At 58.5% G+C, this 20376-nt stretch carries 13 protein-coding genes; 8 read left to right on the forward strand and 5 right to left on the reverse strand.

All coding sequences use genetic code 11. The features are described from left to right. The first annotated feature begins 44 nt into the window (after positions 1-44). The 5 genes from CRI94_RS00465 to CRI94_RS00490 all read left to right on the forward strand — a co-directional run bounded on the left by CRI94_RS00465 (position 45) and on the right by CRI94_RS00490 (position 10958). Positions 45-3527: a class I SAM-dependent DNA methyltransferase gene (locus tag CRI94_RS00465; protein WP_098073698.1), complete on the forward strand. Its 3483-nt coding sequence runs from the start codon at positions 45-47 to the stop codon at positions 3525-3527. Between the two features lie 517 nt (positions 3528-4044). Next, positions 4045-7230, forward strand: a complete 3186-nt coding sequence (locus CRI94_RS00470; RefSeq protein ID WP_281253281.1) for a DEAD/DEAH box helicase — start codon at positions 4045-4047, stop codon at positions 7228-7230. A 278-nt stretch (positions 7231-7508) separates the two neighbouring features. Continuing rightward, the gene (locus CRI94_RS00475) at positions 7509-8246 is read left to right on the forward strand and encodes a tyrosine-type recombinase/integrase (protein ID WP_245846017.1); all 738 of its coding nucleotides are present in this window, start codon (positions 7509-7511) and stop codon (positions 8244-8246) included. 821 nt (positions 8247-9067) lie between these two features. Then, a complete protein-coding gene (locus CRI94_RS00485; RefSeq protein ID WP_098073702.1) occupies positions 9068-9247 on the forward strand; it encodes a hypothetical protein in 180 nt (59 codons plus the stop codon). Between the two features lie 154 nt (positions 9248-9401). Beyond that, positions 9402-10958, forward strand: a complete 1557-nt coding sequence (locus CRI94_RS00490; RefSeq protein ID WP_098073703.1) for a J domain-containing protein — start codon at positions 9402-9404, stop codon at positions 10956-10958. Between the two features lie 185 nt (positions 10959-11143). On the opposite strand, the gene CRI94_RS00495 is transcribed toward CRI94_RS00490, so the two are convergent. Beyond that, positions 11144-11326 carry a hypothetical protein gene (locus CRI94_RS00495; protein WP_098073704.1) on the reverse strand — a complete coding sequence of 61 codons (183 nt, stop codon included), beginning with the start codon at positions 11324-11326 and terminating at the stop codon, positions 11144-11146. A 644-nt stretch (positions 11327-11970) separates the two neighbouring features. Between CRI94_RS00495 and CRI94_RS00500 the strand changes: the two genes are divergently transcribed. After that, entirely contained in the window at positions 11971-12432 is a 462-nt protein-coding gene (locus CRI94_RS00500) for a hypothetical protein (protein WP_098073705.1), read from the forward strand. Between the two features lie 43 nt (positions 12433-12475). On the opposite strand, the gene CRI94_RS00505 is transcribed toward CRI94_RS00500, so the two are convergent. Then, positions 12476-14260 carry an SLC13 family permease gene (locus CRI94_RS00505; RefSeq protein WP_098073706.1) on the reverse strand — a complete coding sequence of 595 codons (1785 nt, stop codon included), beginning with the start codon at positions 14258-14260 and terminating at the stop codon, positions 12476-12478. A 353-nt stretch (positions 14261-14613) separates the two neighbouring features. Here CRI94_RS00505 and CRI94_RS00510 point away from each other — a divergent pair, with 353 nt between their 5' ends. Beyond that, a complete protein-coding gene (locus CRI94_RS00510) occupies positions 14614-15291 on the forward strand; it encodes a hypothetical protein (protein ID WP_098073707.1) in 678 nt (225 codons plus the stop codon). 126 nt (positions 15292-15417) lie between these two features. Here the strand turns inward: CRI94_RS00510 and CRI94_RS00515 are convergent, their stop codons facing one another. Together CRI94_RS00515 and CRI94_RS00520 are read right to left on the reverse strand one after the other, a co-directional pair. Next, the gene (locus tag CRI94_RS00515; protein WP_098073708.1) at positions 15418-16449 is read right to left on the reverse strand and encodes a hypothetical protein; all 1032 of its coding nucleotides are present in this window, start codon (positions 16447-16449) and stop codon (positions 15418-15420) included. 127 nt (positions 16450-16576) lie between these two features. Next, positions 16577-17017 carry a hypothetical protein gene (locus CRI94_RS00520; protein ID WP_098073709.1) on the reverse strand — a complete coding sequence of 147 codons (441 nt, stop codon included), beginning with the start codon at positions 17015-17017 and terminating at the stop codon, positions 16577-16579. Between the two features lie 685 nt (positions 17018-17702). Here CRI94_RS00520 and CRI94_RS00525 point away from each other — a divergent pair. Then, positions 17703-18434, forward strand: a complete 732-nt coding sequence (locus CRI94_RS00525) for a hypothetical protein (protein ID WP_098073710.1) — start codon at positions 17703-17705, stop codon at positions 18432-18434. Between the two features lie 230 nt (positions 18435-18664). On the opposite strand, the gene CRI94_RS00530 is transcribed toward CRI94_RS00525, so the two are convergent. Next, the gene (locus CRI94_RS00530; RefSeq protein ID WP_098073711.1) at positions 18665-20323 is read right to left on the reverse strand and encodes a hypothetical protein; all 1659 of its coding nucleotides are present in this window, start codon (positions 20321-20323) and stop codon (positions 18665-18667) included. Between the last annotated feature and the right edge of the window lie 53 nt (positions 20324-20376).

A 20376-nucleotide genomic window follows, 5' to 3' on the forward strand; every position in this document is an offset into this window, starting at 1 on the left:
CTATTATTCGCACTACGTACAGTCCCTAAAGCAGACGCAGTTGTATGACGGTATCGGAGTTCATTGATCGGTGGAGCACGTCTCAGGCCGACGAGCAGGCCAACGCCCAGTCCTTTCTCAATGAGCTCTGCAAGCACGTCCTGGAGGTGGAGCCTCCCGAGCCCTCGGTCGAGGACCCGGAGCAGAACACGTATGCGTTCGAGCGGCGCGTGGACCTGACCGCCACACAGGAAGGTCAGCGCGGCTACATCGATCTCTACAAGAAGGGGTGCTTCGTCTTAGAGGCAAAGCAAGGGTCAAATACGCCTGAGATCACGGAAGCGGAGGTGCTGGGCGTGCGCGAGCCCAAGCGAACCCTCGGTACCGCCCGCCGCGGGCAGCGATCGTGGGAGCAAGCCATGACCAAGGCGAAGAACCAGGCCCGCCGCTACGCTCGTGCACTCCCGGACGAGGACGGATGGCCGCCCTTTCTCATTGTCGTCGATATCGGCTATTGCATCGACCTGTATGCGGACTTCGCCCGGCAGGGAAAGAACTACGTGCCCTTTCCGGATAAACCCACCCACCGCGTCTTCCTGGAGGACCTGAAGGATGAGAACGTGCGGGAGGTACTCCGGACGATCTGGACCGAGCCGCTCGAACTCGATCCCACACGCCAATCCACGGCCGTCACGCGGGAGTTGGCGGATAAACTCGCAATGCTCGCGCAGTCCCTCGAGCAGCAGGGCCACGCGGCCGATGATGTTGCCGGCTTCCTGATGCGGTCGCTCTTTACCATGTTCGCGGAGGACGTAGGTCTGTTGCCCGAGCGCTCATTCACCGGGCTGTTGGCTGACTACCGCGGCAACCTGGACGCTTTCCCGAAAGCGCTCGAACACCTGTGGACCACGATGGACGAGGGCGGCTTCGAGCCGGGCCTCAAGACCGACGTCCGACAGTTCAACGGCGGCCTGTTCGCGGACCGGAGTGCCCTGCCCATATCGGAAGCACAGCTGGAGCTACTGATTCAGGCGGCGGAGGCAGATTGGACGAACGTGGAGCCGGCCATCTTCGGGACGCTCCTCGAACGGGCCCTCGACCCTCGCGAGCGGCACAAGCTGGGTGCACACTTCACGCCGCGAGCCTACGTCGAACGCCTCGTCGTCCCGACGGTGATCGAGCCGCTCCGTGACGAATGGGCCGCGGCGCAGACGGCTGCCGCGCAGCTGGAAGCGACGGATGAAGAGGACGAAGCGCGCCAGCAGATCGTGGACTTTCACCGGCGCCTCTGCTCGGTGAAGGTTCTCGACCCGGCCTGCGGCAGTGGTAACTTCCTCTACGTCACGCTGGAGCACCTGAAGCGCCTGGAGGCGGAGGTTCTAGACGTGCTCAATACCTACGCGGGGCAGCAAACGCTGGACATGACGGGCGGCTATCGCGTCTCCCCCGAGCAGCTCCTCGGGCTGGAGATCAACCCGCGGGCCGCTGCCATCGCGGACGTGGTGCTCTGGATCGGCTACTTGCAGTGGCACTTCCGGACATACGGCAGCGCCGATCGCCTGGACGCACCGATCTTGAAAGACACCGGCAACATCGAATGCCGGGACGCGGTGCTCGCCTACGACGAAAAGGTGCCGCGCACGGACGAAGACGATGAGCCCGTTACGCGATGGGACCGCCGCACCTACAAAGAAGACCCGACGACAGGCGAAATGGTGCCGGATGAGACGGCGCAGGAACCGGTGTACGACTACACGAATCCTCAGCCTGCTGAGTGGCCGGAAGCGGACTTTATCATGGGGAATCCGCCATTCGTGGGTAACAAGCGGATGCGCGATGCGCTCGGTGAAGGATATACAGAGGCCGTTCGAAACGCTTATCTCTACAAAGTGCCCAAGAGCGCGGACTTCGTCATGTTCTGGTGGTACAAAGCAGCGAAGGCGGTTCGCGGCAAGTTGGACAACTGGAATATACCGGCCGAGCAGTTTGGGTTCGTCTCGACGAATAGCATAAGCCAGACCTTCAACCGAAAGGTCATGGAGAAGCAAATTAACACGAACCCATCCGTGAACCTCGTCTTTGCCATTCCGGACCACCCGTGGGTCGCAGGACGCGACGGAGCGGATGTGCGAATTGCTATGACAGTAGGGGCCGTCTCCGATCAGGAGGGGACGCTGCAAGAGGTAATGGAAGAAGGTGCGTCCGACGGCATACATTGGAACGTGCAACTGAAGACGCGGCAAGGCAACATCCTTCCAGATCTGACCATTGGCGCAGATGTGGCAGGTGCAGGACCATTGGAAGCAAATGATATGATCTGCTACCGTGGCTTCAATCCTGTAGGGAGGGGCTTTGTACTAAGTCGAGCGGAAGCAGTAAAACTGGGTCTTGGAAGTAGCAAAGAGAACTCGGACTATATCAAGGCTTACATGAACGGTCGTGATCTGACACAACGCTCCCGAGATGTTTTCATCCTCGATCTTCATGGTCTGACTAAACAAGAGCTAAGGAAGCAACTTCCGTCTTTGTATCAACATGTCAGAGATCACGTGAAGCCTGAAAGAGACCAGAATAATGAGGAGTATAGACGTGAGAACTGGTGGCTATTTGGTCGTCCAGGAACCAATCTCCGAAATGCACTGGACGCGATTGACAGGTTCATCGCAACACCTTACGTGTCCAAACATCGCTTCTTCCAATTCTTGAACTCGGAGATTTGCCCCGACGATGGATTGGTAAACATCGCTATCGAGGATGCCTATTATCTGGGAGTATTGTGCAGTCGTATCCATGTAACTTGGGCAATGGCAGCAGGTGGTAGACTGGGCGTTGGCAACGATTCGCGCTACAACAACACCCAATGCTTCGACCCCTTCCCTTTTCCCCTAGCTGACGAAAACGAGAAAGCCGAGATACGAGACTTGGGGGAACAGCTGGACCGTCACCGGAAGCAGGTCCTCGACCGGCACGAAGATCTTACGATGACCGGCCTCTACAACGTGCTGGAGAAAGAGCGCGCCCTGAAACAGGATGACCCACAAGGGGCCTCCGGGGAGACGCTGGACGAAGACGAGCGCGAGATCCACGAGAAAGGGCTGGTCGGCGTCCTCCACGAGATCCACGACGAACTCGATGCGGCCGTAGCCCGCGCGTACGGCTGGGAGCCCGGCCTGCCCGAGGACGAAATCCTGCAACGCCTCGTCGACCTCAACGCCAAGCGGAAGGCCGAGGAAGAGCAGGGGAAGGTCCGCTGGCTCCGCCCCGAGTACCAGGCGCCCGAAGAAGTCGCCCAGCAGAGCGAGATGGACCTCGACATCGACTTGCCGGACGACACCGATGTGCTGGAGCCGATGTCCTGGCCGTCCGAGCTCAAAGAGCGCGCTCAGGCCATTCGCCTCGTCATGGAGCAGAGCACCGGCCCACTCACGGTCGAACAGGTCGCTCAGCATTTCCACCGCGCCCGCCGCAAGGACGTCCGCGGCCTTCTAGAGACGCTCGACGCGCTCGGGCTCGTGGAGAAGGCGGGGGAAGGCGTGTTTGCCGCGTAGGGTTGCGCTTGACTCGCTAGAATCGGACACGGGCATTCTAAACGACCATTGCTCATCAGAAGAGCCGTTCATGATCCATGTAGACAGCCGAACGAGCTCATCAAGGTCCGGTGAGAACGGGAAAACGACTACCCGTGAGTAGATTTCGTCCTTTGCCCAGAAAGCGAAATTAGATTGCGCAACGAGCAAGGCTAGAAAGTTGTACGCTGCGTGTTTGCCTCGTTTTCTTAGCGTTTACGATCAAGCCGCCCGGATCTCTACTTTTGACTGGTTGAATTACAGGGAGGGGCAACCCTCGAACCCTCTATCTCTATCCGCGTCAGATAAAGGGTAAGCTTACAGGGAGGTATAAAATGTTAAATAGCACACGAACGTACTCTTGCTTCTTTTCACGAAGGATGTGTATCTACCTCCGCGGTTGTCTCTTTCAGGAAAGATTGTCGGCAATCCTGTCGAACGCTTCGAGCACGCAGGCCGGGTTGAGAGCCTAGGTGTAGAGGGATACGACCGATATGGTGTGCAGGGGTTGACGCTGCATAGACCGAAGGGCGAACGCGTTCTGGCAGTAGGAAGGCATACATCGGCAGAGCCATACGAAGCAACGCTCGTTGTACCTGGCGATGATGCTAGACCGCTAACCACTGATAGGCTGCCAGGTGACGTAGATGAAGCTCCTGAGGCTTATCGGTGGCTTTCTCCACAGCCATTGAATACGTCTGAGCAGAATAACCTCCCCACGCTTTGCGCTGAAATATGTGCCTCGTGGAAGGACCAATTCCGATTTGTAAGTGAGGCTCGCGAGGATGATGAGATTCAACGTCCAGGGCTTCGTGCTCCCCAGATGGGCGCGCTACACGCGTCTTTGGCCCACTGGACGGTTACTAGGGAGGTAGGCACCGTCGTTATGCCCACTGGGACGGGCAAGACTGAAACTATGCTAGCTCTTTTTGCTCGTGAGCGACTAGAAAAGCTCCTCGTGGTCGTACCGACATCGGCCCTGCGTGATCAGATCGCTCGTAAGTTTCTAACGATGGGCGTACTTCCTGATTTCGGAATCGTCGACCGAGATGTCCAGCTTCCCGTTGTCGGACGTATGGAGCATCGGTTTGACACACCGGAGGAGGCGCGGCACTTTCAGGAAAGCTGCAATGTGGTAGTAGCGACCATGTCCGTCATCGGCGGATGCACGAACGAAGTGAAGGACGCGTTGGCGACCGGGTGCAGCCATCTTTTCATCGACGAAGCGCATCACGTACCCGCAAAAACGTGGAGTGCGTTTAAGGAGCGCGCTCGTGAACATGGCAAGCCGATCTTACAGTTCACCGCCACCCCTTACCGGCGCGACGGCAAGCATATCGGCGGAAAATCAATATTCACCTATCCGCTTCGAAAAGCGCAGCAAGAGGGATACTTCGCGCCAATTAAGTTCATCTCAATATGGGAGTACAATCGCGACCTTGCTGACGAGGCTGTCGCCAGACGCGCTATCGGCGCGCTCCGCTCAGATAGAGAGAGTGGCCTCGATCATCTTCTTATGGCACGGACGGAGAGGATTCATCGGGCGGAGGAGGTACATGAGGTGTACGCGCGTCTCGCACCAGATCTGCACCCTCTTATCGTACACAATCGTATGGGGGCCAGAGAGCAAACCGCAGCGATTGAAGCTCTCATGTCTCGTAGGTCGCGCGTCATCGTGTGTGTGAACATGCTGGGAGAAGGCTTCGACCTACCACAACTGAAGATCGCTGCAATCCACGACGTTCATAAGAGCATGGCTGTCACTATTCAATTCGTAGGGAGGTTCGCGCGGGTCGCAGGCGGACTCGGTGACGCTACTGTTGTCGCCAATGCGGCGGATGCGGATGTCGAAGAGGCGATCGACGACCTCTACGTGAAGGACGCCGACTGGAACGACGTGCTGCAGCGCCTGAGCGAGGGTGAAACGTCCCGCCAGCGCCGACGATCTGAGCTTATGAGAGGCTTCCAGACCTCGCCGGGGCCTGTCCCTCTCCAGAACATCCGGCCGAAGATGAGCACCGTGGCCTACCGGACGCAGTGCGAAGACTGGCGACCTCATAAGCTAGATGACTATCTGAAGGATACGCCTCTTCTAGTCGAGCCGACGGTCAATCCGTCGGAGCGTGTGCTCTTTTACATCACACGTGAAGAGCAGGGGGTCGCTTGGGGAGAAACACGGGCCGTGAGCGACCTCGTGCACGACCTGTATCTCGCATACTGGGACGAAGAGCGTGCGCTTCTCTTCATCAATAGCACGAACAACGACAGCTTGCACCGGAAGCTCGCGGAAGTGTTAGTCGGCGAGGACGCGCGGCGCATCCAGGGCGAGCGCATCTACAAGAGCTTTCACGACATCAACCGGCTGACGCTCTCGAACCTGGGACTCTCGCACTTGCACAGTCAGGCGACACAGTTCACGATGCACGTCGGCAGCGATATCCGAGAGGGTCTCAGCCCGGCATCCGTCGAGAACCGCCGAAAAGCAAACATCTTCTCGCGTGGGTTCGAAACCGGCGAGAGCGTAACTATCGGTGCCTCCCACAAGGGGCGCGTGTGGTCATATAAGGTGGCCGAGGGTTTCTCTGACTGGATGGAGTGGTGTGGACGAGTCGGGGACAAGTTGCTTGACCCCTCAGCATCGACAGAGGAGATCCTAGAGCACGCCATCATTCCGAAGATTATCGAGGAGCGTCCCTCGCTCGTCCCAACTCATGTTCAGTGGCCGTTCTACTTCTTAAAGAGAAGCGAAGAAGCCATCTGGGTTGAGGTGGCTGGACATACAGCCCCGTTCTACGAGTCCGAAATCAGAATCACAACCTTCAAGGAAGAGGGTCCCCTTCGGTTCGAAGTCGTCGTCGAAGAGGCATCTGCGGAGTACGAAGTCGTGCTTGGAGAAGAGGAGGTTCAGTACATACCAGTTGGGCAAGAGAAGGCACGCCTCAGAACTACGAGGCGCGAGCAGCCACTCGGTGAGTGGTTTCAGGAGGAGCCGCCGCACATATGGTTTGAGGACACCTCAAAGCTCGACTACAACGAGATCTACCAGCCGAAGGGCGAGCGTGAGCCATACGATCGAACGTCAATCGAGGCGTGGTCCTGGGAGGGTGTCCAGATCAGAAAAGAGTCGCAGTACAAGAAGAAGACAGACCCGCGCCGTCTTGAGCTGCGCTCGGATTCTGTGCAGCGGCACGTTATTGATCGGATGCAGGGTGACTACGGGGCCGACTACGATATCATCTTCGATGACGACGGAAAGGGGGAAATCGCTGATGTCGTCGGGCTTAAAGCAACGGGGGAGCAGCTACTCGTACATTTCCTGCACCTCAAGTACTCGAAGTCGGAGAGCGCTGGCGTACGTGTTGACGACTTCTATGAGGTGTGTGGCCAGGCACAACGAAGCGTCTACTGGCGCGGGGCTGTACAAAGACTATTCAGCCGAATGAAGCTTCGTGAGCAAAAGCGGCAGGAAAACTACGGCGTTTCACGGTTCGAACGAGGCGATCTGCAGAAGCTTGACGAACTGAGCCGACGGGCTAAGCAGCTCGTACCACGTTTTCGCATTTTCGTCGTGCAGCCGGGACTCGAGAAGGAGAGTGTGAACACCCGGGTACTCGACCTGCTGGGTGCGACAGAGGTCTACTTGAAAGAGACCTTTGGTGTACCACTGACTGTGATTTCTAGCTAATTCGATCTTCTCTTGCTAGTAGTAGTGTCGGCTTACTCTCAAGCCGGTAGACTGAAAAGGTCACACGGACCTCCATGCGATCCTCAGTTCAGAGTTCGTAGAAGAGCGAGAGAGCGAAGAAGTCGGCCCCGCGGACGGGGGAAGCCGAGCCAAATGCGCCCCATTTAGCTGATTTTTTCGTGGTCAGATGCCAGTTGCGAAATTGGGGGCGTCCGCTATACTGGTAGGTAACTCCTCGTTTAACACGAATAGCGAGAGCCCGCCTCTCCCATTCCCCTTTGCCTCCGTCGCCAGATTCCTCTAGCCGTTCTCATTCGGACAACGACCGCCCAGGCAAGGGTCACTCAGACCATAACCGCCAGGCGGACATTCGGCGCGTGGCGAAGATCCTCCGAGACGGCGGCTACACATACGACCGGTCGAAGCACCTCATCGCCGAGCCCCGAAAAGAGGTCAGCCTCACGCCCTCGAAGAGAAAGAAGGGAAGCGTGGACCGCTTGACAGGGGAAGAGATCGACCGGCTCCTAACGGCCGCTTATGAGAAGAGCGCGCGGCAAGGACTGATGCTCCGGACCCTCCTCGAGACCGGCATGCGCGTTTCGTTCTTCGCGAAGCTCACAGCCGAGCAGATTGCGTTTCGCGAGAAGGAGATTCGCGTGCGCGGGAGAGGGGGGAAGGCGAGGGACATCCCCATCCTTCAGAGCCTGGTGAACGAGCTGCGCCTGCACCTGGGCAATCGGCGCACCGGCTATGTTTTCCCGTCCCCGCGCGGCGGGCACTATTCATCGCGGCGCATCCAGCAGATCGTCAAGGAGCGGGCGAAAGATGCCGAGATTACAAAGCGCTTCTACCCGCACCTTCTGCGGCATACGGTCGCTAAGCGGCTCGCCGACGAGGGCATGCCGGAGAACCTCCTGCAGAAGTTTCTAGGGCATGAGAATGCGCAGACCACCCAAGTCTACTACGAACCGTCCCGCGCGCAGGTGAAGCAGGCGTTCGAGGATGCGATGGATTAAGACAAGATGATAAACCCTCAGTCTGAAGATGTACACTAAGCTCACACCCTCGTAGTGATAGATCAATCAGATTCGTGATCCGGCGACTAGGATTAACCATTCTTCATCTGTCAATTATCCTTTTACCGGGGGTGATTTACATCCTATCGAGATCGTTTGCGATCGTCCCGAGTCGTTTTGATGACGTCGTCTATGATTTTCTGATTCCGGACCTTGGTCTCGTCTTTCTCTGTGCTAGCTCTGCAATAATATATTTGCTCTGGACACGTGCCCCGCGGTCTGTGTCGTTTATACCGAAGTGGATGGATTGGTTGGCCTATCTCTTCATCGTTCCATTGACGTTCCTTCTTGGGTTCGACAATGTTATTCTATACTATCAAGGGTCGTTGCCCACTGCTGTTAGCGTATCATGCCTCCTTGTATTCATCACCCATATGATTGCTCACCTATTGCCTATGCTCGCATTAGAAAAGATTTATTCTCGAGTCAACGCATGGTGGTCGCAATAATTCTGATGCCGTCTGGAGTTCAGAGCAGAGACTCTACATTAACTGGTTGAGATAATTGAGAGGCCTACAAGACGGTTTATAGTGGAGACTACCTGTGATAACGCTCTACGTTCTGGACCCTTGGGAAACGAGCTGATACTTAGAGCTCGCGAGAAGTTGTTGGAGCCATTGCACGCACAATAGTCTGACTGAGAAGTCAACTTCTAGATATAGCTTTGTCTTGATAGCGTCTGTCGTCTGGCGTGGTGCTTGCGTTTCCCACCAGGGAGATTTCCACCGCCGTATTAGTAATCTATATCACTCCCAAAGCTCATGGAAACTGAGACATCTTCTAGTGAAGCGGAATCAAGCGGCGTTGTTCGGTGGCTCGTGTATGCTTCGATGACAATTGCAGCAGGTTTCCTCGGAAAGATATTTGGCTTCACTGGAGTTCTTGTCGTCGTTGTAAGCGTCTTCGCCTACTACGTTTACCACGGCTATTCAAAAGCCTAAGGGAGTCGCCGCATTCAGTTCGCAACCTACTTCTGCCAATACGCTCGGAAGCAAAGAACCGGAGTTGCGGGCTCAGCATGGCGACCCCATTGTAGTATCCAGGTGTGTTGATGCCTGCTTTGCGCAGTCGAACTTTCGGATTGGATTTAGGCCCATGGTTGAAAAAGATTTGTACTCTGTACTCGGAGTTGCCTCCGATGCATCGCAGAACGAAATCCGCGATGCGTACATCCGGATCAGCCGTGTCGTCCATCCAGACCGGTTTAACGAGAACGAGCAGCCGGTTGAGTGGCGGCAGGCCAATAAGATGCTGAAGGAAGCGAATCAAGCATACGAGATACTGAGCGATACTGATAAACGGGCACAGTACGACAGAGCACGTGCTTCCTCCCAGTCGTCTACCTCAAAGCGAGGTCAGAAGACGTCCTCGCGAGCAGCCTCGAACCAAGAACGAAGCGGTACCGCAACGAGTGCCCCAATGAACGCTGGGCGGGCTGTTTTCAGCGACCTTCCTGAAAACGTCCGAAAAAGGCTTCTTGACCGGCAGGATGGAAAAGCAGGGAGGCAATGGGACGCACAGACAGACGGGGTCTTCTGGAAGTACGTTTGGCTTATTGTCCCGTGTGGATGGTTTTGGCTCCTGTTTACGTTCGCATCCGAAAATCAATGGGGGGAGTCCGAACTTTTCTGGCTCAGTCTTATCACCGTTGCGGTTTCGCTCTTCATCGGCCGACAGGCCCATTGGATCTGGAGGTGGCACAAATCTAACCTTAAGTGCCGGTTCTATGTGACTCCCCTCTATTTCGTGCAGGCTCATCTCGATGAGGTGAGATGGTGGCCGCTATTGAGTCTACAAGACCTCAAGGTTACCCACAATCATCGCAACGGTGGATATCAGAATACAGATATACAGCTGATCTTCTCTGAAGAGACCTGGGAGGTGACGATCTCCTCGAAGCACGATGCCGAGTCTCTGCTTGACGGGATGCGCAAGGTCGATCAGAAGATGCGTCAAGCCGCAGAGAAAAAGCAGTGGGGGTACTTCGCTGAACACGATGATTTCCGTTCCGCCACGTCACAGGACATGAAGCGCGGATGGTTGACCAAAGTCCGCGGCTTGGCTTATGGTCTGCCCTTGACGGCCGGTCTTATCTTGATGCTAGCAGCTTTCAGCATCAACGTTGACAATCCCCCCGGTCCTAGCACCTCGCCTGCACTCAGTGGCGAGAGAACGAACACGTCGAGGTCCCCTCGTCCGGTGCCTCAAGAGACAGAGGCACCTCGAAACACCTTCGACGCTCCCCCGCAACCGTTGCCCCGTAGTGGTGATGTGAAAAGGTATCACACAGGGCGTGCGGTAGCCCCTCTCGAAATCAGAACGCGTGCGGTTGAACGCGATTATGCTGACCGCCACTACTTCGTTAAGATCACGGACTACGAGACAGATCGCCGAATTGCGACCGCCTTCGTTCGAGGTGGTGACACGACGAAGATATCGGTGCCTCTCGGCACTTTCCGTTTAAAGTATGCCACCGGAGAGACGTGGTACGGAGAAAACCTACACTTTGGACCTGAAACGGTCTACAGCGAAGCGGATCAGGCGCTTTATTTCGCCGACCAAGGCAACCAGTACAGCGGTTACACGGTGGAGCTATTTCTGCAAAGGAACGGCAACCTGAGAACTGATCGAATTGGACGAGATGAGTTCTGAATCATCGGGACTGAACCGAATCCTCCGTGTGCAGATGCGAAAACAGGGGCAACTCTCTCTCGTGAGTTGTGCTTTTCCTTGGATAGGCGCGTGATGCTCAAGGAATTGAGCCGCTCTTCCGTTGAGGGTCCCTGTCCGAGAAGGTCAATGTCCCGAGTGGGCTGGGTCTCGGCGCTCCCCACTGTTCAAAGGAGAAGCGCCCCCTTCAGGACGAAGTGTTGAGCTTGCTCCGTCTGAGCCAGCCGGTAGAGGAACCGTTCGATGCCGTAGTACTGAAGCAGTTCGTTGAACGGGCGCCCGGTGTCGCGAGCCTGGTTCAGCAGGCGGTTGTGCACCGACGCGGGAACGTTCGACAGATTGCGGGTCATCGATGCGGGAAACGGATGAACATGGCAGGAGGGAGATGCGACGGCCGCCTCAGGCCGTGAGGGCTTCCAGGTACGGCTGCATGACCCGGTCGACGCGGCAGAGGCGTCTATACCGAAGGACGTCGGCTACAGAGGATGTCCGCTTTTCTAGATATGAGCGAAGCGCCTGCACAGCGATCTCGTGCTGATCTGTCCCTAGCGCTTGGCGATCTCATCCCAGTCTGGGCGATACATCACTGGATCTGGTATCGATGCCACGGCTTGCCCGCCGTCAGTTCCATAGGCATCGGCTCCCGGTGCGGTGCCGAACGGGAGGGAGGGGCGAGCGGGGCTGCGGCGCGCGGTCGGTCCTCGCAGGACTGAAAATGGGTATTCAGGAGGAAGAGACGCGGCAGGGCGTATTTCCCATGGCAAAGTAGGTCCGCATGGTTATATTTGCTGACCTGAGACCGTCGTCGAATGGACTCTCGCCGTGTGTCAGCGCTCCGAAAGGGTGCGACCGTTCCCTTCGGCGATGGAGACCACGTAAGTGGTATACCCCCACGTGGGTTCGCGTCACGACGGACGTAGATTTGTAGCCCTTGGTTTGCTTACAGGACGGCTACGCGCACAATGCCGATCCCCGAACATTTAAACGACAGACCGTGAAATTACCCCTATTGGCTACGATCCTCCTTCTTCTATTCGCGCTCGACCCGAGAGCGAGCCATGCCCAGAATACAAATAGCGACTACGCGTACGTAGAGGAGGAACTCTCGGATGTTGTGGAGGGCACGGTAGGAAGCGGATCCGGGAATTATCAGGTATCAGAGAGACGCATCGAGAAAAATGGAATCAGCTACGAACGGCCCTTCTTCGGCGACAATAAGTATTACATCCACTCGATTGCCTCGAAGCAAGAGTCCGTCGTCAGGCTGACCATCACGTGCAACAACTACCGGGTGCTGGACGAGTCCTGGTCCAGTAATGCCGTCGGCGCGTCCTTCGATCCTCCCCACGGGCAGACGCAAGCGTGCACGATAAAAACGTTCATTTCGAGGTCCAGCGCGCCCGACAAGCCGCATTTCATCGGCATGGCCATCATGTACAGTAAGCAGAAGGAGTGACGGCCGGAAGGAGTAGAGCGGCAGACCGGGTGACGCCAAAGCATTACACGTAGAAGAAATACAGGACCGTGGTTGAGACGGTCACGAATAGCAGCGAGAGAAGGCTGCCCGCCTTCAGGTAATCGGAGACGCGGTAGCCACCGGGCGTCATCAGGAGGGCGTTGACGTGGTGCGTGGGGAGGATGAACGAGTTTGCCGCGCAGAGCCCAACCTGAAGGACGAGCGCCTGCGCACTGAGTCCGCCGATGCCGGCCATCTCCAGAACGAGCGGAATCATGAGGACCGTCGCCGCCACGTTGGACATGATGAGCGAGAAGATGGTCATCAGCACGCCCAGGATGAAGAGAATGCCGTATGCGGGGACGCCTGCGATCAGGGTGACGAGATTCTCGGCGATGAAGGCGGCCGCCCCGGAGGTCTCCATCGCGATGCCGATCGGGATCAGGCCCGCGATCAGGAAGATAACCTTCCACTCGACAGAGCGGTACGCTTCCTCGATGGTTAGCACGCCGCCCAGGACCATCGCGACGGCTCCCGTGAGAAACCCGATCGAGATCGGCAGGTCCAGCGTCAGCACGGCGAGAATCGCGCCGACAAAGCTGCCAAGCGCCAGCCAGGCCTTCTCCGGGTGCTTCGGCTCGTACTCGAAGGGCGTCACGGTGATGAAGTCGCCGCTCTCCTTGAAGAACTGCAGGCTGTCCCACTTTCCCTGCAGGACGAGGGTGTCGCCCGCCCGGATGACCCGGTCGGCCAGGTTCTCTTCGACGACCTCGCTGTTGCTGAAGAAGAGCACCACCTGCGCGTTGTACTGTTCGCGCAGCGGCACCTCACGGATCGTCTTGCCGACGAGGCTGGAGCGGGCCGGAACGACCACTTCGAGGTACCCGTCGCGCCCCTCCGGTACCGACTTTTCATCCTCCTCCAGAAGGTCGAGCCCGTTCTTTTCGGCGAAGCTCCACACGTCGTCCTTCGGTCCCTGCACCACGATATGCTGACCGGATTCGAAGGTGTAGTCTTCCCAGATGTTGTAGTCCGCGGCCTCGTCGTCGTACACCCGTAGCAGGTTCACGCTGTAGATGGCGCCCATCTTCGACTCCTCAACGGACTGGCCCACGAGAGCGCTATCTCTCGGGACGCGGAACGTAAAGATGGAATCGGACAGGCCCCAGATGTTCAGCAGCTTTTGTCCGGGCGAGATGGTCGACTTCTCCTCCGGCTGGCTCGGAAGGACCGCGTCGCCGAACACGAAGAAATAGACGATCCCTGTCAGCAGCAGCACCACGCCGATCGGCGTTACGGCGAACAGGCCGAACGTCTCCAGCCCCCGCGTGCTAAGAAGGTCGTTGAGCACGATCAGTGAGCTCGTGCCCACCATCGTCAGGGTCCCGCCGAGCAGCGCCGCAAAGCCCATCGGCATCAGGAGGCTGGAAATGGAGATGTTCTCCCGCTTCGAAATGCCCATCATCACCGGCAGGAAGAGGGCCGCCGCGCCGATGTTTTGAATGAAGGCCGACAGCAGACCGACCGTAACGGACACCATCGAGAGGATTCTGCGCGTCCCATTGCCCGCCACCCGCAAGATGAACTGGGCGATGGTTTCGGTAATGCCCGATTTGTAGAGCCCGCGCCCCATGACCATCACTCCGATGATGGCTAAAACGGCGTTACTCGCAAATCCTGACCGCGCCTCGTTCGCGGAGATGCTCCCCGTCCAGACGAGCGAAAGCATCGCCAGGAGCGCCACAACATCGATCCGAACCACCTCCGTGATAATCAGGACGACGATGATGGCGAGAGTCGATAGAACGATAAGGAGCTGCGGGTCCATAGGCAGAGATGTTTGGAGGTCGGATGCTCAAGGAGAGCGGGCAATCGAACTGACAAGGTACTGAATAATGCGCCCAGTTCGAACACTCACCAGGACTTATTACCAAATTCGCCCCTTGCCGAGAAATTTCGATGATCTGAACGAGATGGTCGGCAGGGATGAGAAGAGGCTCGCCGCCGCCATCGAACGGGCGCTTTCGAGTTTGCCCGCTGGAAAAGCCTGGAAGGACCGTTTCTGGCGCTCGGGGACGGCGTATCTGCGTTACCGCCTTTGGTTCGAATGTGCTATCTTAGGCTGGCTGTCTCTACAGCCGAGCACTCTGCGTTCACCGTTCCAACGTATACATACCGCTGATGGAAACCGCGCCTCGTCCGTACGGAGAAGACCAATCCTTCCTCGACTGGCTTCTCGAGCCTCAAACATTGATCGCATTGTCCGCCGTCTTGATCGGCGTGTGTGGACTGTTTGTGTCGCTGTACGAGACGTCGCTGATGCGGCAGGAGCAGCGAGCGGAGGTCTGGCCACGCGTCACCCTTGGCTTTACAATCAACGACACGCTGGTCACGTTCATTGCGGAAAACGCCGGGGTAGGGCCCGCGCGGGTGCAGTCGGCCGAAGTCCGTCACAATGACTCGACCGTTGCCAACTGGGGCGAGCTCATGAGGCGAACCCTATCGGGGCCGCTCTCGGTGAACAGCAGCGTCAACCTGGTGAACGGCCGGGTGATGTCCCCCGAAAAGCGGGTCGAGTTCGCAACGTTTGACTTTCGAGATGAAGAGGAGGCAGCTGCGCTATCCGAATCCATCTTTGACGGGAAGACAGATATCCGCGCCTGTTATTGCTCGGTCTACGACGAGTGCTGGGTCACGTCGTTGCAGAACAGGCTGTCCGGCATGCGCCGGATCGGTATGGGATTCGCTGGCTCCTCGAGCGCCCCTACCGGACGCGACTCGTCTTTTTCTCAGCACCTGCAAATTCGTCAGCCGGAACCGGTCCCGTCATGCGATGACATGAATCGGAGTGCCATCTGACGGATCGCAGACTCTCCCTCGCGGAGTCTGTGTCTGTCGTCACGACGGAGCGGTGTCCATCGACCGTGCCCACTGGTGTATTTTCCATTCCTACCTGAAGAAGGTGGATCGTGCCCCCGTAGACCGTCATCGGGTGCCGGCACAGGCCCATCCCGAGTGCATGTCCCGGTCGGCACGGCCAAATCGAGCGGGCCGGTACCAGACACGGACGCCGGCGGTGTCGATGGCCGTATCCGTCCGGGTGGCGCAGTCCACCGCAGGTGCGGTGCCGGTGGCCGAAGGGAGCCGCGCGTTGAGTGCCCGGGCGGTGGAATCCGACGCCTCCGTGTCGTATCGAGCCAGGACGGTCGCGGTCACGGTTCGGTGCGTAAGGCGCGAGAATGCGCTATCGGCAAAGGCGTCGACGGTCGCGTCGAGCGGCTGGTCTTGAGCGAGCACCGAGAGGAGGTCGCCGTCGATCATCGAGAGATGCAGGTCGCCCGGCGAGGCGACCAGGTAGCGCGTTGCCGGGGCGAGCGAGGCCACCGTGTTCGGCGTTCCGCCATCGCACGTGGATAGCACCGTCACGTCAGTCGGGCCGATCGACTGAATCGCCTGTGCGACGCGGTCCACCGACAGCGAGTCGTCCGGGTGCGATCGGTGGTACGGAGCTAGCGATTCGGGGACAGCATGGCCGTAGTAGGCGACGATTCGGCGCCTGGACGGGGCCGATCGGCGCTCCGGCGGCGCGGGATAGGTGTTTTTGCGCACGAAGGCGATTTCTGCCTCCCAGCCTGACACGCGCCGGTAGGTCTGCTGGCTCACGAGGCGCCCTCCGACAAAGTGGTAGGCGGTCCCGTCGTTCCGCGGGAACAGGCCGAGGATGCTCCGACCGGCGCGCTGGTGAAACACAAAGGCCTCCGCCGACGGCATCGAGCGTGCTGCAGCGAAGGCTTCGCGGAGGACCTTTTCGTCGGCGGCCCGGCGCGTGCCGCTGGTGTCGTGATAGGTGTAGCTCGCATCGCCGTGGACGACGACAATAACCTGCCGGTCGATCGAAGCGGACGGCGACCCTGCGGGGGAGGGAGCCTCAGGGACGGAAACCACACCCGAGGCGCAGGCCGAAAGGCAGAGCGCGGTGATGATGAGAACGAAAACCGGAGTTCGAACGGTCGTCATGCGCCTGCGCTGGTCGTGCGTCCTCTCATCCATGTCACCTCGACTGATGTTGCTACAACTCCGCCTCACGGTCCTCGCTCAGCAGGGTATTGTCTGCACGTCGCCAGAGCAAAGTGTCGGACTTCGTTTACAGGAGGAGCAGGATGATGACGATCAGAAGCGCCGTGGTGAGACCGATCGTGATGCTTCGATCGGCGACCTCCATATCCTGCTGAACGTAGTCGGCGAAGTCGTCGAGCTGGCGGTTCGGGACCCGCTCGTAGCCGTGGGTGCCGCGTAGCTCGTGCTGCTTCTCCACAACGCTGGCGCGTAGGGCCGCGATGCCGTTGCGATCCGCTTCCGAGAGGTTGGCCGTGCGTTCGACGCGATCGAGGGCGGTCACGAGGTCGTCGAGGCCGTTGTCGAGACGTTCCCGCTTCTCGGCGGCGTTATCAGCAGCCTTGGCATGAGTGACGACATCATTGACGTAGGCCTTGATGCGGTCAACCGGATTGCTGTGGGCATGGGCCGGAATAGCGGTGGAAAGTAGGAGCGCGACGATCAGGGCGGGAGTAGCGATGCGACGCATGGGAACGGTGAGATCAGTTCAAAAGATGACGAGCAGTCGCAGAACCGAGGGGCGACAGGCCCTCACAACAGGTCGTGAACCATACCTCGAGAGATCGCGAACTACGCGTCGAGAGGAAGCGATAAACACGGCGACACTGCCCTGAGGATCAACCGATTCTGCCCGAAAGGTTGATCCGTAGATGCATTGTAACGTACCGAAGGGCGATCATGGCTGATTGAACGACATCGAATCATACTCCATGGCAAGCGAGACCTAACGATCGTCAAGCAGGGTGGTGTCGGAAAATGATGATGCGGGTTCGGTTCGTTGCCCGAGGCACGAGTGGTCGAAGTATGAGTCCTCGCTGCGGGCGCCTCGCACGGAGGTTTCGGACTTGAGTGCGTCATGCGTCTCCCAATTTGAGTACATAAGCGGACCGCTTCGGGTCTATGTTTGCCCACGTGAAGGACATTGAGTCTTCCCATCCAGCATTGTGCACCGGGAAGAACAGATGTCGTGCCTACGTGTCGCCACCTTCCAGTCCCTCGTGCTCCGAATCTGCAGAGGAGGTGAACTCGTCGCGAGGCCGTCGGGGAGATCCTTCGGACGTTGTGCGCGGACGCCGCTTTGCAGGGTGCATCTCTGGGAATCGTCTTCCGCCGCCGTTCATATCGATCGTTCGAATCAACCGTCACCGAATGTCATGAACACTGTCCATCGCATTATCGCCATCGCGCTGTGCAGCGGCCTGCTTGCTTCCGCCGCGTTTGCGCAGGAGCCGACGATCGAAGAGACGCCGCAGGATGTCGTCAAGTATGAGGAGTCGATTCTGACGTCAGGCAACACGATGATCGTGGTTGAGGAATCAAAGGTCGGAGAGGTCCGGAATCTCGTGGCGTACCTTCTCCAATCTGGGCGCTCGAATGCCCAGTCCGGAAATCTCGAACGATCCGCGGAAGCATTCACTCTGGCATCGGCATACATGCACGTGGACGCAGGTCGGGGGCAATCCAGAGCCCGAACGCGTGTTGTCGAGGAGGCCGATCTGATGAAGGAACTGGCCGGCATGATGACGGCGGGGTCGAAAACGGAAATGCGCGTCGTCGATCAACGTATTTTTGGCGCCCACCGTGCTCTCGCGTCCTATCACCAGGATCGTGCGATGAAAATGATCCGAGAGGGATACAATCGTCAGGCGGGTCATGCGCTGGAGGCGGCCATCGTGCACTACGATCACGCGGCCTGGGCGCACGCTCGGGCGAACAACACCGAGGTCAGTGACGAGGTCAACCGGGAAGTCGAGGATATGGCGAACATCGCGACGACCCTCAAGCAGGCGGGGAGAAGCCGCGGTGAACAGACCGCAAGTGACGACACCGTGGCAAAAGTGCGATCGCTCGGTCAACACATTCGGTCCCTTGGTCGGGCCGGGTGAACCTTTGTTGCCTGACCACGCCGGATCTACATTCCGGCTCCACGAGTCGCGAACCGACCGTTTTCCGTCGCACATCGGCCAGGTGCAGATGTCTCTATTGGTCCTGGTTCGGATTGTCGCGACGGGTACCAATACCTTTCAGTCAGTCAGACGAAAAGCCCACTGAACCGTCAGAGTTGGCGGCTTCAGTGGGCTTCTTTGCTTGGCGGTACGCGTGGTGAGCCGATCAGCTATTCGGTCGAGGCAGAGCCGGTGGCGAGGATGGTAGCGGAGCCGTCGGACATCGACTCGTAGTAGCCGACGAATCGATTGGTTTCGGGCTGATCGTAATCGCTCAGATTCTGTGCCCAGCGGTACGCGATCGGCTGGTACCAGAGCTCGGCGTGCACGTGGAACGGACCGTTCGCCCCGTCGACATCCACGAGATAGGTGACGTTATCGCTACCGCCGATAAAGGAGCGATCGTGTATCGCCTCTCCCTGCACAGCGATGTCTTCCTCTGCGGTCGCTATGTCGAAGCCGTCCGGAAGAAGTCGGTTGTCCTTGATGAAGCGGATCGCGGAGAGAAGTCCCGTCGTCACGGCTCCATCCGGAGTGGCCATGATGGTCTCGTACACCTGCACCTGTGAGGGCCCCGTAATCTTGTCGTAGTGCGGCTCGTAGGCATCCGGATTCAGGTCGTTGTCGTTGCCTGCGATGGATCCGTCGGGTTGGAATGCGCCCGATTCGAACACGATGGCTCCGGAACGGTCTCGCACGGTGAGGTGAATCCACACCCGCCGGGAAGGATACGCCGTCGGTAGCTTATGGCCCGCGAGGTTTTCAATCGCGACCTTCACGCGGAGCGTCCCATCGACGACCGTGGGCGTGTTGATCGAGAGCTGGGCCGTATTCGTCTGCAGGTGGTTTTCGGTGCGTCGCGCGGATTCGGCGAGGCCTTGAGGCGATGCCGTGACGCCCAGGTCCGTCCGGTATCGATTCAGCATGCGGAGCATAAAGAAGTTGCCGCCGCGGAAGGTGTGGCGGGACACCTCGGTGCGGGGTTGACCCAGGACGCCGGAAATGGCCACGCTGTCCTCGACGACCGGCATGTGGCACGATTGGCAGCTCTTTTCGTCGCGGTAGGCACTGTGGCGCCACTCCAGGTACGGCACCTGCTCGGGAAGCTCGCCGATGACGCTCCCGTCTGGACCCAGCGTCTCCGTATAGAGCGTATGGCACGTTGCGCAGAGTTCCGATTTCTGAAGATGCGTGGACTGCTCCTGGCGAAATCCAGACGCCGAATGCATGATCGTCGTTCGTCCCTGATCCACAGAGTACGGGCCAAACACGCGTCGTTGTCCCAGCGGGGAGGTGGTGTCCACGTTGAATCCCCCGACGAAACTCTCGCGCGTGCCGAAATTCTCGGGCGTGATCTGGTGGCACATCGTGCATGACACGCCGTCCGCAGCGAGTCGATCCAGGCGACCGGCCGCCCGGCCAATGGGGAGGTGGGCGAAGATGTCGCCCTCATGCCCGAGCAGGTGTGCCTCGAAACGGGCCATTGGCATGTGGCAGGTAGAGCACTCATCCTCAATGTGAGCCTGGGCCCGAGGGTGATCGGTCACTTCTCGGCGGACGGCGGCCTGCCAGTACGGATCGCGCGCCGAATTCGCCATCATCGACGCCTCCCAGTCGGCGCCGAACGAAATATCGACGCCCTCCGGGGTGACGAGGCCGTTGTGGCAGCTCATGCAGGCATCGGCCGTCCGGAAGAGTTCGGCCGGCACGCGGGCGTGCGGTGCAGCGGGAGCCTGCTGGGCCTTCGACATGTCGGGAGCGGTGTAGACAAACGCCGTCCCGATCGCGAGTACGACGCTGGTGGCGGCAATCAGGAATCGTCCGTACATGTCATCCTCCGGTATTGGATGAGTCAAGGTCGCGAAAATGTACCGCAGCGCCG

The organism is Longibacter salinarum (assembly GCF_002554795.1).
GTDB classification, from domain to species: Bacteria; Bacteroidota; Rhodothermia; order Rhodothermales; family Salinibacteraceae; genus Longibacter; species Longibacter salinarum.

Coding starts and splice junctions, on each gene's coding strand:
- CRI94_RS00465 (WP_098073698.1), top strand. CDS start 45: ATGACGGTATCGGAGTTCATTGATCGGTGGAGCACGTCTCAGGCCGAC.
- CRI94_RS00485 (WP_098073702.1), top strand. CDS start 9,068: ATGGAAACTGAGACATCTTCTAGTGAAGCGGAATCAAGCGGCGTTGTT.
- CRI94_RS00490 (WP_098073703.1), top strand. CDS start 9,402: ATGGTTGAAAAAGATTTGTACTCTGTACTCGGAGTTGCCTCCGATGCA.
- CRI94_RS00495 (WP_098073704.1), bottom strand. CDS start 11,326: ATGACCCGCAATCTGTCGAACGTTCCCGCGTCGGTGCACAACCGCCTG.
- CRI94_RS00505 (WP_098073706.1), bottom strand. CDS start 14,260: ATGGACCCGCAGCTCCTTATCGTTCTATCGACTCTCGCCATCATCGTC.
- CRI94_RS00510 (WP_098073707.1), top strand. CDS start 14,614: ATGGAAACCGCGCCTCGTCCGTACGGAGAAGACCAATCCTTCCTCGAC.
- CRI94_RS00515 (WP_098073708.1), bottom strand. CDS start 16,449: ATGACGACCGTTCGAACTCCGGTTTTCGTTCTCATCATCACCGCGCTC.
- CRI94_RS00520 (WP_098073709.1), bottom strand. CDS start 17,017: ATGCGTCGCATCGCTACTCCCGCCCTGATCGTCGCGCTCCTACTTTCC.
- CRI94_RS00525 (WP_098073710.1), top strand. CDS start 17,703: ATGAACACTGTCCATCGCATTATCGCCATCGCGCTGTGCAGCGGCCTG.
- CRI94_RS00530 (WP_098073711.1), bottom strand. CDS start 20,323: ATGTACGGACGATTCCTGATTGCCGCCACCAGCGTCGTACTCGCGATC.